At 71.6% G+C, this 14,625-nt stretch carries 12 protein-coding genes; 9 read left to right on the forward strand and 3 right to left on the reverse strand.

Features of this window, described 5'->3' with window-relative positions; translation table 11 throughout:
* From AOK17_RS29080 to hmgA, 3 genes are all read right to left on the reverse strand, one after another.
* On the reverse strand, positions 1-792 hold a 792-nt coding region (locus AOK17_RS29080; RefSeq protein WP_342671527.1), incomplete at its 3' end, for a type ISP restriction/modification enzyme.
* 41 nt (positions 793-833) lie between these two features.
* Positions 834-1,583: a GntR family transcriptional regulator gene (locus tag AOK17_RS29085; protein ID WP_055615539.1), complete on the reverse strand. Its 750-nt coding sequence runs from the start codon at positions 1,581-1,583 to the stop codon at positions 834-836.
* Positions 1,584-1,656: 73 nt separating this feature from the next.
* A complete protein-coding gene (gene hmgA, locus AOK17_RS29090; RefSeq protein WP_055615540.1) occupies positions 1,657-3,042 on the reverse strand; it encodes a homogentisate 1,2-dioxygenase in 1,386 nt (461 codons plus the stop codon).
* Positions 3,043-3,220: 178 nt separating this feature from the next.
* On the opposite strand from hmgA, the gene AOK17_RS29095 reads away from it, so the two are divergent.
* The 9 genes from AOK17_RS29095 (at position 3,221) to AOK17_RS29135 (ending at position 14,591) form a co-directional block, all read left to right on the forward strand.
* Entirely contained in the window at positions 3,221-3,814 is a 594-nt protein-coding gene (locus tag AOK17_RS29095; RefSeq protein WP_055615541.1) for a hypothetical protein, read from the forward strand.
* Positions 3,815-3,878: 64 nt separating this feature from the next.
* The gene (locus tag AOK17_RS29100; RefSeq protein WP_055615542.1) at positions 3,879-4,499 is read left to right on the forward strand and encodes a TetR/AcrR family transcriptional regulator; all 621 of its coding nucleotides are present in this window, start codon (positions 3,879-3,881) and stop codon (positions 4,497-4,499) included.
* A 170-nt stretch (positions 4,500-4,669) separates the two neighbouring features.
* Positions 4,670-6,925 carry a molybdopterin oxidoreductase family protein gene (locus tag AOK17_RS29105; protein ID WP_055615548.1) on the forward strand — a complete coding sequence of 752 codons (2,256 nt, stop codon included), beginning with the start codon at positions 4,670-4,672 and terminating at the stop codon, positions 6,923-6,925.
* Positions 6,926-7,047: 122 nt separating this feature from the next.
* Complete coding sequence (locus AOK17_RS29110; protein ID WP_055615543.1) at positions 7,048-8,499, forward strand: CitMHS family transporter; 1,452 nt, start codon at positions 7,048-7,050, stop codon at positions 8,497-8,499.
* 107 nt (positions 8,500-8,606) lie between these two features.
* On the forward strand, positions 8,607-9,842 hold the full coding sequence (locus AOK17_RS29115; protein WP_055615544.1) for an MFS transporter: 1,236 nt from the start codon (positions 8,607-8,609) through the stop codon (positions 9,840-9,842).
* Positions 9,843-10,044: 202 nt separating this feature from the next.
* Complete coding sequence (locus tag AOK17_RS29120; protein ID WP_055615545.1) at positions 10,045-11,391, forward strand: ABC transporter ATP-binding protein; 1,347 nt, start codon at positions 10,045-10,047, stop codon at positions 11,389-11,391.
* Positions 11,392-11,411: 20 nt separating this feature from the next.
* Positions 11,412-11,915, forward strand: a complete 504-nt coding sequence (locus AOK17_RS29125) for a DUF3574 domain-containing protein (protein ID WP_055615546.1) — start codon at positions 11,412-11,414, stop codon at positions 11,913-11,915.
* A gap of 163 nt (positions 11,916-12,078) precedes the next feature.
* Positions 12,079-13,467, forward strand: a complete 1,389-nt coding sequence (locus AOK17_RS29130) for an aldehyde dehydrogenase family protein (RefSeq protein WP_055615547.1) — start codon at positions 12,079-12,081, stop codon at positions 13,465-13,467.
* A gap of 20 nt (positions 13,468-13,487) precedes the next feature.
* Positions 13,488-14,591, forward strand: a complete 1,104-nt coding sequence (locus AOK17_RS29135; RefSeq protein ID WP_055615549.1) for a Zn-dependent alcohol dehydrogenase — start codon at positions 13,488-13,490, stop codon at positions 14,589-14,591.
* Positions 14,592-14,625 lie beyond the last annotated feature (34 nt).

The following is a 14,625-nucleotide window of genomic DNA, read 5'->3' on the forward strand; positions in this document are numbered from 1 at the left end:
GGAGGGGAGTGGGGACCGTACGTACGGGCGGCGCCCGCCGGGCAGTTTGGGGCGTTCGCCGTCGCGGCGCATCAGCCACAGCATGCGGTGGCCCAACTCGGTGCCGCGCGCCCAGAGTTCGGGGTCCGACGTGAGTGGAACCGCGCAGCCGCGAGGGCCCGGGCGGGCGACCGCCACCGTCCAGGCGAGGACGTCCAGAGGAGTGGGGGAGTGGCCCAGGCGCTTGGCCAACAGGTCCAACAGGCCCGGTGCCAGGTTGGGTTCGCGGCCCTCGGGGCGCCGGAACAGGGGGCGGATCCGGCCCGGCCGCGCGGTGGGCACGGTCTTCGACTGGGGGAGGACCACCGGGAGCGTCGACGTGACCAGGAGGGGCGGCCCGTCCGGTGCGGGGGCCTGCTCGACCGCGAACACCTGCCGCTCGTCCGTCACGCGCCACAACTCCGGCCGCGCCGCGTCGATCAGCCGGTGGTCGGGGATCAGCCACTGTTCGTCGAACGGCCCGTGCAGCACCCGTACCGGCTCCGCGCAGGGGCCCGACGCGCGGGCCAGCCGGACCGTTCCGGAGGACTGGCCCGGCAGTTGACCCACCGCCGAGTGCAGCGTCCGCGCGCGCGTGACGCCGAACAACGCCTCGCGGTCGGGCCCTTCGGCCTTCACTAGGGCGTCCCACCGCGCCTTCAGGGACGCCGGGTCGGGCGCCGTCGGCCACCCGCGGCCCAGCCGGGGCGGTGCGACGGACCACGGCATGAGGTCCGCGAGCAGCGGAGCGTCGTCGTGCGTCACGCTCGGCATCGTACGACGTGGGCCGTGGAAGGCGACTTGGTCCCGCATGGTCAGTGGGCGTCGAGGGTGACGGTGAAGGAGAAGCGGTCGCCGCGGTACTGGATGCGGGCCACGTCGAGCGCCCGGCCGTCCTCGCCGTGCACGACACCCGTGTAGTGCAGGATCGGGCTCAACAGCGGGACCTGGAGCAGCCGTGCGGTCTCCGGGTCCGCGAGCCTCGCCTCGACGGTGTCGGTGATCTGGCTGATCCTCGCCCCGGCGACGTCCCGCAGCACCTTGGTCATGGGCCAGCGGACCAGGTCCTCGGGGTCGATCAGGGCGGCCAGTTCGGGCCGTACGTAGTTGCGCGCGTGGTTGGTGGGTTCCCCGGTCTTCTCGTCGCTGCGCAGCCGGTGGTAGGTCGCGACCTCCGTCAGGTCCGGGAAGTGCTCGGAGAGTTCCGCCGACACGGGCTCGGTGCCGTGGTCCAGCAGCCGGGTCGTCATGCCCGACTGCTGGGCCACGATCGCGTCCACCGAGCCGAGCAGCCGGACCGGGGCGCCCCGCGCGGCGCTCGGCTCGATGAACGTGCCGCGCCTGCGGTGGCGGGTGATCAGCCCCTCGTCCTCCAGCTCCTTGAGCGCCTGCCGCATGGTCAGCACGCTCACCCCGTAGTGCTCCGCCAGCTGTTCCTCGGTGGGCAGCCGCAGCGGATCCTGCGCGGACCGCCCGAGTATCGAGGCGCGCAGGGACTGCGACACCTGATACCAGAGCGGCAGCTTGCGGTTCAGGACGATCGAGTCCGGGGCGAAGGAGGTCACGAGGGTATCCGTACCGTTCGCGGGCGCTGCGTGCAACGGGCGGTCACGATCGGTCCCGGCCGGACGCGGTCGGTCATGGGCGCCGCACCGGCTCGAAGTGCCGCTGGAGGCCCCGCCACACGTCGTCGTACGCGTGCTGCAGATGCTCCGCCCCGGCGGCCTGTGCGGTGGCGGTGACCGGCCAGCGCGTCTCGAACATGAAGGCCAGACCGTCGTCGATCTTCTGCGGCCGGAGCTCGGCGGCGCTCGCCCGGTCGAACGTCTCCCGGTCGGGACCGTGCGCCGACATCATGTTGTGCAGCGAGCCGCCCCCCGGGACGAAGCCCCCCTTGCCGGCCGTCTTCGCGTCGTACGCGCCCTCGATGAGCCCCATGTACTCGCTCATCACGTTCCGGTGGAAGTACGGCGGCCGGAACGTGTCCTCGCCCACCAGCCAGCGCGGCGCGAAGACGACGAAGTCGACGCCGGCTAGGCCCGGGGTGTCGCTCGGCGAGGTGAGCACCGTGAAGATCGACGGGTCCGGGTGGTCGTAGGAGATGGTGCCGATCACATTGAACGCGCGCAGATCATAGGCGTACGGCACATGGTTGCCGTGCCAGGCGACGACATCCAGCGGGGAGTGGTCGTAGGTCGCCGTCCAGAGGTTGCCGCAGAACTTGTTCACCACCTCCACCGGGCCCGCTGTGCCCTCGTCGTCTTCGTACGCTGCGACGGGCGCCCGGAAGTCGCGGGCGTTCGCGAGACCGTTGGCGCCGATCGGGCCGAGGTCGGGGAGCTGGAAGGGCGCCCCGTAGTTCTCGCACACATAGCCGCGGGCGGTCGGGCCCGGGCCGTCGTCGGTCGAGGCGTTCAGCAGCTCCACACGGAAGCGCACCCCACGAGGGATCAGCGCCACGTGTCCCGGCTCCACATGCAGCAGCCCGAACTCGGTGCGCAGCAGCAGCCCGCCGCGCTCCGGCACGATCAGCAGCTCGCCGTCGGCGTCGCTGAACACCCGCTCCATCGACGCGTTGGCGTGGTAGAGGTGCACGGCCATGCCGGTGCGCTGGGTCGCGTCGCCGTTGCCGCCGAGCGTCCACAGGCCCGCCAGGAAGTCGGTGCCCGGGGCGGGCTCGGGCAGCGGGTTCCAGCGCAGCCGGTTCGGGTCGGGCACCGTCTCCGTGAAGGGCGCCGTGCGGACGGCGCCGTTGTCGGTGCGGGTGAAGGCCGGGTGCGCGGCCGACGGGTGGATCCGGTACAGCCACGACCGGCGGTTGTGCGCCCTCGGCTCGGTGAACGCCGTACCGCTCAGCTGCTCCGCGTAGAGCCCGAGCGGGGCCCGCTGCGGAGAGTTGCGGCCGTGCGGCAGGGCGCCCGGTACGGCCTCCGAACTGTGCTCGTTGCCGAACCCGGTGAGATACGTCAGCGCCTCGACGGTCTTCCGCCGTGCCTCGGCGGTGATCCGCCCGTCCCCGCTCATGATCGCTCCCTCGTTCCTGATTCCTATGTATCACCGTAGGATTCGCGAAATCCCTGCGCAAGAGGGAGATGCCCGTGCCCACGGAGGCGACCGCGGGATCGCGCCAAGACCACTGGAGTACCGAGAACCAGACTTCAGGGGGATCCGACTGTCAGAGCGGTGCTCTAATCTCCCCGGCATGTCGTGGACGCGCGTATTCCTCACCGCGCTCGCGGCCTGTGTCCTGTTCGGCGCTCTGCTCGTCGGAGCGACGGGCTGCGGGTCCGACGAAGCGCGCGAGGACGACGGAGTGAAGCCGTCACCGGTGGGCAAGGTGCTGGAGGACACGGACGAGGAAGGACGGCACTACCGTGAGATCGACAAGAAGGACGCGCCGAAGGTCGCGATCGAGATACAGCCCGACGCCGACAGCGACGGCTGGGACGTGCGCCTGACCGTCCACGACTTCCGCTTCTCGCCCGCCGGTACGGGAAAAACGGCCGAACCCGGCCGCGGACACGCCCTCCTCCGCCTCGACGGCCGCCCCCTGTCCTTCCTCCGCGGCCCCGACCACCACATCGCCGGCGGCCTCGTGCCGCGTGGCACCCACCAGGTGAGCGTGCGTCTGCACGCCGACGACGACACGGTGTGGGCCGTGGACGGCGAGCCCGTCGGCAGCGCGGCGGACATCACCGTGTCCGATCCCGGGCCGACGGGCACGGAGTCCGCGAAGGCGAGGACGAAGGTGAGGACGACGGCAACGGCGACGAGCGGTCCGGGCACGCACAAATGAGTGGCATCAGCATCGAAACCCGTACCGAAGGGCAAGGTTCACCGGACCCCGGCGGAAAGGCATCATGAAGCCCGTGCCCCCTGCGACCTCGCTGCGCCGCGCGCCCGTCCAACGCCGTAGCGCCGAAAGACTCACCCGAATACTCGACGCCTGCGCCGATCTCCTCGACGAGGTCGGCTACGACGCCCTCAGCACCCGCGCGGTCGCCCTGCGCGCCGGCGTGCCCATAGGCTCCGTCTACCGCTTCTTCGGCAACAAGCGCGCCATGGCCGACGCGCTCGCCCAGCGCAATCTCGACGTCTTCACCGAGCGCGTCACGCTCCGCCTCCAGGAGACCGCCGGTACGGGCGGCTGGCGCGCGGCCATGGACGCGGTCCTCGACGAGTACCTCGCGATGAAACGCACCGCGCCCGGCTTCTCCCTCGTGGACTTCGGCAACCAGATCCCCGTCGGCACCCGCGACGCCGAACCCAACACCCGCGTCGCCGACCGCCTCACCGACATGCTCTCCTCCGTCCTGGACCGCGAACCCGACGAGGACCTGCGCCGCACCTTCCTCATCGCCGTCGAGGCCGCCGACACCCTCGTCCAGCTCGCCTTCCGCCTCGACCCGTCCGGCGACGAACGGGTCATAGAGGAGACCAGGGAACTGCTGCGGGCGTATCTGGCACGGTCGCTCGACTGACGGTGGGGCCGGGCGACGCCGTCGCCCGGCCCCACCCGGCCCGGAGCGGACACCTGAACGGCACGCGAATTTCCGACGTGACCCCCCGCGCCCCCTCCCCGCCGTCCATACCGGTCGGTATGCTCGGCCGGGTCAGCGCCATCGTCGTCGCCACCCCTCCGGGAGGACCCGTGTCCACCACCGCCGACTCCCGAACAGCTCTGCGCATCTGTCCCCTCTGCGAGGCGACCTGCGGGCTCACGCTCACCATCGAGGGGACCCGGGTGACGAGCGCGCGCGGGGACCGCGACGACGTGTTCAGCCAGGGCTTCATCTGCCCGAAGGGCGCCTCCTTCGGGGCGGCCGACGGCGACCCCGACCGGCTGCGGACGCCGCTGGTACGCAAGGACGGCGAACTGCGCGAGGCCACCTGGGCGGAGGCCTTCGACGCCGTGGCGGCCGGACTGCGGCCGGTCGTCGAGAGGTACGGACCGCACGCCGTCGGAGCCGTCCTCGGCAACCCGAACGTGCACACCATGGCCGGCGCCCTCTATCCGACCGTGCTGCTCGGGGGCCTCGGCACCCACAGCCTCTTCACCGCGTCCACGCTCGACCAGATGCCCAAGCACGTCTCCAGCGGACTGCTCTACGGCGACGCCAACGCGATCCCCGTGCCCGACCTCGACCGCACCGACCACCTGCTGCTGATCGGCGCCAACCCCCTCGAATCCAACGGCAGCCTGTGCACGGCCCCCGACTTCCCCGGCAAGCTCAAGGCCCTCAAGGCGCGCGGCGGCACCCTGACCGTCATCGACCCGCGCCGCACCCGCACCGCCAAGCTCGCCGACCGGCACGTGGCCATCCGCCCCGGCACCGACGCAATGCTGCTCGCGGCCATGGCGTACGTCCTCTTCGAGGAGGAGCTCGCCGACCTCGGGGAACTCGCCGAGCTGGTGCAGGGGACCGACGAACTCCGCGAGGCCGTGAGGGACTTCACCCCGGAAGCCGCCGCCGAGGCCTGTGACGTCGACGCCGACACGATCCGCGCGCTCGCCCGGGAACTGGCCGCCGCGCCCACCGCCGCCGTATACGGCCGCATCGGCAGCTGCACCGTCCCGCACGGCACCCTGGCCAGCTGGCTGGTCGACATCCTGAACATCCTCACCGGCAACCTCGACCGGCCCGGCGGCGCCCTCTTCCCGCAGGCCGCCACCGACCGGACACCCCGCCCCGCCGGACCCGGCCACGGCTTCGCGCTCGGCCGCTGGCACAGCCGCGTGAGCCGCCATCCCGAGGCCAAGGGCGAACTGCCGATGGCCGCGCTCGCCGAGGAGATCGACACCGCGACCGCCGAGGGCGAACCCATCCGCGCCCTCGTCGTCATCGCCGCCAACCCCGTCCTGTCCGCGCCCGACGGCGACCGCCTCGACAAGGCCCTCGGCTCGCTCGACTTCATGGTCAGCGTCGACCCCTACCTCAACGAGACCTCACGGCACGCCCACGTCGTGCTGCCGCCGCCCCCGCCCTCGCAGAGCCCGCACCACGACTTCGCCTTCAACACCCTCGCCGTACGCAACCAGGTCCGCTACACCCGCGCAGCCGTCCCCCTGGAGCCCGGCCGCATGGCCGAGACGGAGATCCTCGCCCGGCTCGTCCTCGCCGCCACCGGCATGCACGGCGCCGACCCCTCCGCCGTCGACGACCTGGTCATCGGCCAGACCCTCGGCAAGGCAGCCAAGGAAGCCCACTCCCCGGCGCACGGCCGCGACCCGCGCGAACTCGCCGCGCAGCTCACCGGCGAGACCGGCCCCGAGCGACGCCTCGACATGATGCTGCGCCTGGGCCCGTACGGCGACGGATTCGGCGTACGCCCCGAAGGTCTGACCCTGGAGAAGCTGCTCGACCAGCCCCACGGCATCGACCTCGGACCGCTCCAGTCGCGCCTCCCGCAGCCCCTCAAGACCCGCAGCGGGCTCGTGGAGCTGCTTCCGCAGCCGCTCGCCGATGATCTCCCGCGGCTCAGGGACGCACTGCGCCGGCGCCCCGAGGGGCTCGTCCTCGTCGGCCGCCGGCACCTGCGGTCCAACAACAGCTGGATGCACAACATCCCCGCCCTCACCGGCGGCACCAACCGCTGCACCCTGCACATCCACCCCGACGACGCCGACCGCCTCGGTGTCACCGACGGGGCGCCGGTGCGGGTGAAGGGCGCCGGGGGAGAGGTCGTCGCTCCCGCCGAGGTCACCGACGCCGTACGACGCGGGGTCGTGAGCCTGCCGCACGGCTGGGGGCACGACCGTCCCGGCACCCGGACGACCCACGCCGCCGAGAACCCCGGAGTCAACGTCAACCAGCTCCTCGACGGCAGCCTGCTCGACCCGCTGTCCGGCACGGCCGTACTCAATGGCGTACCCATCGATATCGCGCCAACAGGCACAACGCCCTGACCTGGAGTTTTGCGCTTATTGCTCGCGTGTCAACATCTTGTTAAGCCTTGTGTGGCCGCCCTAACGTCACTCGAACCGCTGTCCCTGGTGGAAGTTCAAGGGTGAACGTTAGGTATCCACTCATGCTGACCATCCTCGGCTTCACCATGATCGCGACCTTCCTGGTCCTGATCATGATGAAGAAGATGTCGCCGATCGCGGCGCTCGTACTGATCCCGGCACTCTTCTGCGTGTTCGTCGGAAAGGGTGCGCATCTCGGCGACTACGTCATCGAAGGGGTGGGCACCCTCGCGCCCACCGCCGCGATGCTCATGTTCGCCATCGTGTACTTCGGCGTCATGATCGACGTCGGCCTCTTCGACCCGATCGTCCGAGGCATCCTCAAGTTCTGCAAGGCCGACCCGCTGCGCATCGTCGTCGGCACGGCCCTGCTCGCCGCGATCGTCTCCCTCGACGGCGACGGCTCGACGACCTTCATGATCACGGTCTCGGCGATGTACCCGCTGTACAAGCGCCTCAAGATGAGCCTCGTCGTGATGACCGGCGTCGCCGCCACCGCCAACGGCGTCATGAACACGCTGCCCTGGGGCGGCCCGACCGCCCGCGCCGCCACCGCGCTCAAGCTCGACGCCGGTGACATCTTCGTCCCGATGATCCCGGCGCTCGCCGTCGGCCTCGTCGCCGTGATCGCCCTCTCGTACGTCCTCGGCCTCCGCGAGCGCAAGCGCCTCGGCGTGCTGAGCCTCAACGAGGTGCTCGACGAGGAGAAGCAGCTGGTCGACGAGCCCGAGACCGAGACGGTGCTGGTCGGCGCCGGTGCCGCCGCCGGTGGCCCGGGTGACGGCAAGGTGCGCATGACCAAGACCACCGGCGGCGCGGGCTCCGGCACCGACGCCTCCGACGGCGACGACGAGGAGGAGGACGACGTCCGCCTCCAGGGCCTCGACCCGAACCGTCCGACCCTGCGCCCCAAGCTGTACTGGTTCAACGCACTGCTCACGGCGACGCTCCTGGCCGCCATGATCATGGAACTGCTGCCGATCCCGGTCCTGTTCGTGCTCGCCGCCGCGCTCGCCCTCACGGTCAACTTCCCGCACATCCCCGACCAGAAGGCCCGCCTGGCCGCCCACGCCGACAACGTCCTCAACGTCTCCGGCATGGTTTTCGCCGCCGCCGTCTTCACCGGCGTCCTCCAGGGCACCGGCATGGTCGACTCCATGGCGAAATGGCTCGTCGACGGCATCCCGGACGGCATGGGCCCGCACATGGCCCTCGTCACCGGCGTCCTCAGCCTCCCGCTCACCTACTTCATGTCGAACGACGGCTTCTACTTCGGTGTCCTGCCGGTCCTCGCCGAGGCGGGCGCGGCCCACGGCGTCTCCCCGCTGGAGATCGCCCGCGCCTCACTCGTCGGCCAGCCGCTGCACATGTCGAGCCCGCTCGTCCCGGCCGTGTACGTCCTGGTCGGCATGGCCAAGGTCGAGTTCGGCGACCACACCAAGTTCGTCGTCAAGTGGGCCGCCCTCACTTCCCTCGTCGTCCTCGGCGCCGGAATCCTGTTCGGCATCATCTGAGCCTCGGCTCCCGGTAGTTGGGCTCCGGCCGGACTCACCCCGTTCGTGAGTCCGGCTCCGGCCGGGCTCACCCCGTTCGCCCGTTTCATCCAATGGAGGGTGTCACTGTGAGGCCCGGTGGGAACCGCGGCTGGCTGCTCCGCCTCGTCATCGCCTTCAGCTTCGCGCAGGGGGCGGTGTCGATGGCACGGCCCGCCGTCTCCTACCGGGCCCTCGCGCTGGGCGCCGACGAGCGAGCGATCGGCGTCATCGCGGGCGTCTACGCGCTGCTGCCACTCTTCGCCGCCGTACCGCTCGGCCGCCGGACCGACCACGGCCGGTGCGCCCCGCTGCTCCCGGTCGGTGTCGTCCTCATAGCCGGGGGCTGCGCCCTCAGCGGTACGGCGAACTCCCTTGCCGCGATGGCGGCCTGGAGCGGGGTGATGGGCCTCGGACACCTCTCCTTCGTGATCGGCGCCCAGTCGATCGTGGCCCGCCAGTCCGCACCGCAGGACCAGGACCGCAACTTCGGCCACTTCACCATCGGCGCCTCGCTCGGCCAGCTCGTCGGACCGATCGCCGCGGGCGCCCTGATCGGCGGCCCCGACATGGCGGGCACCAGCGCCCTCGCCCTGCTGGTCGCGGGCGCCGTCGCCGCGGTCTCGTTCGTATCGCTGTGGCGCATAGAGCACCGCGACCGGCCCAAGTCCCGTACCGGACGCGGCGATCGGGTCCCCGTGCACCGCATACTGCGCACCCGGGGCGTCCCCGCGGGCATCTTCATCAGCCTCGCCGTGCTGTCGGCAACGGACATCCTCACCGCGTATCTGCCGGTGGTCGGCGAGCACCGCGGCATCGCGCCCTCCGTGATCGGCCTGCTGCTCAGCCTGCGCGCGGCGGCGACCATCGCCTGCCGCCTGGTCATGACGCCCATGCTGCGGCTCCTCGGCCGGGCCGCGCTGCTCACCACGACCTGTCTGCTCGGGGCCCTCCTGTGCGCCGGGATCGCGCTGCCCGTGCCGGTCTGGGGCCTCGCCGTGATCCTCGCCCTGCTCGGCTTCTGCCTGGGCGTCGGCCAGCCCCTGTCCATGACCACGGTCGTCCAGGCGGCCCCCGACGAGGCCCGCTCCACCGCTCTCGCCCTGCGCCTGACCGGCAACCGGCTCGGCCAGGTCGCCGCGCCCGCCGCCGCGGGCCTGGTCGCCGGGGTCGCCGGCGTGGCCGCTCCGTTCGTGATGCTCGGAGCGCTGCTGCTGATCGCCTCGGGGCTCGGGCTGCGACAGGGGCGTACGGGCGCCGCCGAGCCGGAGTCGACGGAACGTAGGGGACGTACGCCATCCGCACCGGAGCCCGAGAGACGCTGAACAGGCTTCTTTCGCACCGGAGTTGGCCCGAACGCCCCTGTTTCACGAGAGGCTCCTCCACAAGGCCCGCCCGATTCCGCCGCAAGTCTTCCCCGGGATGTGTGCGGTCCGTTAGCTTCCGTGACTCATAGGTCTCGTACGACCCGCGAGACCTCCGATCGCGGAGCAACAGCGCCCTGTGAGCCCCCGGGGGTCACGTCCCATGTCACGCGCCATCTCCCTTCGACAGGTCAGCAAGTCCTACACACGCGGTATCTCTGTGGTGGAGAGGTTGTCGCTCGACGTCGCACCCGGCGAGTTCCTGGTGCTGCTCGGGCCGTCCGGCTGCGGCAAGTCGACCGTGCTGAGGATGATCGCCGGCCTCACGGACCCCACCGAGGGACAGGTGCGGCTCGACGGCGCCTACGCCAACCATCTGGAGCCCGCGGACCGGGACATGGCGATGATCTTCCAGAACTTCGCGCTCTACCCGACCATGAACGGCCGCGACAACATCGGTTTTCCCCTGCGCATCGAGACGCCCGGCGAGGACCCGCGCTCGCGCGTCGACGCCACGGCCAAGATGCTCGGCATCGAGGACCTCCTCGACCGCTTCCCCCACCAGCTCTCCGGCGGCGAACGCCAGCGCGTCGCGATGGGCCGGGCGATCGCACGACACCCCTCCGCGTTCCTGATGGACGAACCGCTGGCCAACCTGGACGCCAAGCTCCGCAACCGTCTGCGCGCCGAAATCGCCCGTCTCACCAGGGGGTTGGGCGTCACCACGGTGTACGTCACCCACGACCAGGCGGAGGCGATGTCCCTCGGCGACCGGGTCGCCGTCCTGCGCGGCGGTGTCCTCCAGCAGGTCGGTACTCCGCGCACGGTCTACGCGCTGCCCGAGAACGTCTTCGTCGCCGCATTCGTCGGCACCCCGCGCATCAGCCTCCTGCGAGGCATCGTCCTCGCCCCGCTCGACGGTGCCATGTCGATCGGCCTCGGCCGCCAGGCCCTCGTCCTGCCCGAACCCCTGTGCCTGGACCACCGGTTGCTTCGGGTGCACCAGGGCCACGAGGTCATCGTGGGCCTGCGCTCCGAGGCCGTACGCATCGCCAAGCCGGCGGAGGCCAGGCCCGGCGAGGTGGCGATCAGCGGGCTCGTCGAGCACGTGGAGTTCCAGGGGCACGAGGTCCTCGTCCACTTCAACACCGGCTCGCAGCCCGCCGTCGTACCCGACCTGGAGGCGCCGCGCCCCGTGGCCCGGCCGCCGAGGCGCCGCCGTCCCGTGGGCGGTGTCCTGGGCCGCCTGCGGGACCGGGCCGGCGCGCTGCGGGCCGGGCCCGTCGTGGTCCTGGAGGACCCCGGGGACACCGGGCAGGACCGGACCGAACTGCCGCCTCCCGAGGGCCGGTTGCCCGGAGACCTCATCGTCCGTACGACACCCGATCACGAACTCCGCCACGGCATGCAGGTCCCCCTCCTCGTCGACCTCGCCCATCTGTTCGTCTTCGACCACGAAGGCGTACGGATCTCCCCGGCCCCGGCGCGCCTGCCCGACCTGGAGGACTGAGGCCCGCTAGGTATGCGTTCATGATCATGAACACCACGCGTACCCGCCTCGCCGTCGCGACGGCCTCCGCCCTCCTCTTCGCCGGCGCCCCGGCCGCGTACGCCACACTCACCGACACCGGGACCCGGCCGACGGCCGCAACGGCCCCGGCGGCTGCTGCCCCGGCGGCTCTGACGGTCCCGGCGGCCAGGGGCGCGGCGTACGTCGAGACCCGCCTCTTCTTCGGCACCGAGCGCCCCGACGGAGGCCCGGCCGTCACCGACGGGCAGTTCATGGACTTCGTCGACCGGCAGGTCACCCCCGCCTTCCCGGACGGGCTCACCGTGCAGGAAGGGCGCGGGCAGTGGCGCGACAGGAACGGCGTCATCGAGCGCGAGCGGTCGTACGAGCTGATCCTGCTGTATCCCGTGGGGCGGGCGAAGGCGGCCGACCCCGGGATCGAGGGGATCCGGGACGCGTACGAGAAGGAGTTCGGCCAGGAGTCCGTGGCGCGCCTCGACGAACCGACGCGCGCGGACTTCTGAGGTCCGACCGCACTGTGCTCCCGTGGGGCCCTCGTGGTGCTTCCCCGTGGGCCTCGTGATCGTTCAGGGGCCCCTGGTGCCGAAAAACTAACACCGCTAGTTTGGGGTCTCGGACGACGGCTAGGTTGGGCGGCGGAGACGACGCCCCTCCCGGGAGGAACGCATGAAGGCACACGACGGCATGTACATCGACGGCGAGTGGCGCCCGGCCGCCGGGACGGACACGATCGCCGTCGTGAACCCGGCCGACGAGCAGGTCATCGCCCATGTCCCGGCCGGCACCGCCGACGACGTGGACGCCGCCGTACGGGCCGCGCGCGGAGCCCTGCCGGCCTGGGCGGCCACGCCGCCCGCCGAGCGCGCCGCGCGGATCGCCGCACTCCGGGACGTCCTCGTCGCCCGCAAGGAAGAGATCGCCGAGACGGTGACCGCCGAACTCGGCTCGCCGCTCAAGTTCTCGCAGGCCGTGCACGTCGGAGCGCCCATCGCGGTCGCCGGTTCGTACGCCGAACTGGCCGCCTCGTACGCCTTCGAGGAGAAGGTCGGCAACTCGACCGTCCACCTGGAACCGGTCGGCGTGGTCGGCGCGATCACCCCCTGGAACTACCCGCTGCACCAGATCGTCGCCAAGGTCGCCCCGGCTCTCGCCGCCGGCTGCACGGTCGTGCTGAAGCCGGCCGAGGACACCCCGCTGACCGCGCAGCTCTTCGCGGAGGCCGTCCATGAAGCGGGCCTTCCGGCCGGGGTCTTCAACCTCGTCACCGGCCTCGGCCCGGTCGCGGGCCAGGCCCTTGCCGGGCACGAGGGCGTGGACCTGGTCTCCTTCACCGGCTCCACGGCCGTCGGCAGGCAGATCGGCGCGACCGCGGGCGCGGCCGTCAAGCGCGTCGCCCTGGAACTCGGCGGCAAGTCCGCCAACGTCATCCTGCCGAGCGCCGACCTCGCCAAGGCGGTCAACGTCGGCGTGGCCAACGTGATGTCCAACTCCGGCCAGACGTGCAGCGCCTGGACCCGCATGCTGGTCCACGACTCGCAGTACGACGAGGCGGTCGCGCTGGCCGTGGAGGCCGCGGCGAAGTACGGCGAGCGCATGGGACCCGTCGTCAACGCCAAGCAGCAGCAGCGCGTGCGGAGTTACATCGAGAAGGGCGTGGCCGAGGGGGCTCGATTGGTGGCGGGCGGTCCCGAAGCCCCGCGCGCACAGGGCTACTTCGTCAGTCCGACCGTCTTCGCCGACGTGACCCCCGAGATGACGATCGCCCAGGAGGAGATCTTCGGCCCGGTCCTCTCGATCCTCCGGTACGAGGACGAGGCCGACGCGCTGCGGATCGCCAACGGCACGGTGTACGGGCTGGCGGGGGCCGTGTGGGCCGGCGAGGTGACCGAGGCCGTGGCCTTCGCGCGACAACTCGACACCGGGCAGGTGGACATCAACGGCGGACGCTTCAACCCCCTTGCCCCCTTCGGCGGTTACAAGCAGTCGGGGGTCGGCCGGGAGCTGGGCTCGCACGGCCTGTCCGAGTACCTCCAGACCAAGTCCCTGCAGTTCTAGTTCCAGGAGGGGTGTACGACATGGCTCGTGCGACGCACACGGTTCGCGCCGCTGTCCTGCCCGCCATCGGTTCTCCCTTGGAGATCACCGAGATCGAGTTGCCGGAGGTGCCGGGGCCCGGGCAGGTCAGGGTCCGGCTGGCCGCGGCCGGAGTCTGCCACTCCGACCTCTCCCTCTCCGACGGCACCATGCGGGTGCCGGTGCCCGCCGTGCTCGGCCACGAGGGGGCGGGGACCGTCGTCTCCGTCGGACCCGGGGTCACACACGTCTCTCCCGGCGACGGTGTGGTCCTCAACTGGGCCCCCTCCTGCGGCAGTTGCCACGCCTGCTCGCTGGGCGAGGTGTGGCTGTGCGCCAACGCGCTGGCGGGCGCGGGGGAGGTGTACGCGCGGCGCTCCTCCGACGGGGCCGAGCTGTATCCCGGGCTGAACGTCGCCGCGTTCGCCGAGGAGACCGTGGTGGCGGGCGCCTGCGTGCTCCCGGCGCCGGCCGGGATTCCGCTGACGGACGCGGCGCTGCTCGGCTGCGCCGTGCTCACCGGGTACGGGGCCGTCCACTACTCGGCGCGGGTCCGGACCGGGGAGACCGTGGCCGTGTTCGGGGTGGGCGGGGTCGGTCTCGCGGCGATCCAGGCCGCGCGGATCGCGGGTGCCTCGACGATCGTCGCGGTGGATGTGTCGCCGGAGAAGGAGTCGCTGGCGCGGGCTGCCGGGGCGACGGAGTACGTCGTCGCGTCCGACACCACCGCGCGGGAGATCCGGGGGCTCACCGGCAAGCAGGGGGTCGATGTGGCGGTGGAGTGCGTCGGGCGTGCCGTCACGATCCGGGCGGCCTGGGAGTCCACCCGGAGGGGCGGCCGTACGACGGTCGTCGGCATCGGTGGCAAGGACCAGCAGGTCTCCTTCAACGCGCTCGAACTCTTCCACTGGGGCCGCACTCTGTCCGGCTGCGTCTACGGCAACTCCGATCCGGCGCGTGATCTGCCGATCCTGGCGGGGCACGTCCGTGCGGGGCGCTTGGACCTGGGCTCCCTGGTGACCGAACGGATCGCCCTGGAGGGCATCCCGTCGGCCTTCGAGAACATGCTGGCGGGGAAGGGGGGTCGGGCGGTGGTGGTGTTCTAGGCCGCCCCGCAGACCTTTTCTCGCCCCCGCCGCC

Origin of the sequence: Streptomyces phaeochromogenes (genome assembly GCF_001418655.1) — a bacterium.
GTDB classification, from domain to species: Bacteria; Actinomycetota; Actinomycetes; order Streptomycetales; family Streptomycetaceae; genus Streptomyces; species Streptomyces phaeochromogenes.

What these genes read in the sequence shown, in the direction of transcription:
- hmgA (WP_055615540.1), bottom strand. Translation starts at nt 3,042, where the DNA reads ATGAGCGGGGACGGGCGGATCACCGCCGAGGCACGGCGGAAGACCGTC.
- AOK17_RS29095 (WP_055615541.1), top strand. Translation starts at nt 3,221, where the DNA reads ATGTCGTGGACGCGCGTATTCCTCACCGCGCTCGCGGCCTGTGTCCTG.
- AOK17_RS29100 (WP_055615542.1), top strand. Translation starts at nt 3,879, where the DNA reads ATGAAGCCCGTGCCCCCTGCGACCTCGCTGCGCCGCGCGCCCGTCCAA.
- AOK17_RS29110 (WP_055615543.1), top strand. Translation starts at nt 7,048, where the DNA reads ATGCTGACCATCCTCGGCTTCACCATGATCGCGACCTTCCTGGTCCTG.
- AOK17_RS29120 (WP_055615545.1), top strand. Translation starts at nt 10,045, where the DNA reads ATGTCACGCGCCATCTCCCTTCGACAGGTCAGCAAGTCCTACACACGC.
- AOK17_RS29125 (WP_055615546.1), top strand. Translation starts at nt 11,412, where the DNA reads ATGATCATGAACACCACGCGTACCCGCCTCGCCGTCGCGACGGCCTCC.
- AOK17_RS29130 (WP_055615547.1), top strand. Translation starts at nt 12,079, where the DNA reads ATGAAGGCACACGACGGCATGTACATCGACGGCGAGTGGCGCCCGGCC.
- AOK17_RS29135 (WP_055615549.1), top strand. Translation starts at nt 13,488, where the DNA reads ATGGCTCGTGCGACGCACACGGTTCGCGCCGCTGTCCTGCCCGCCATC.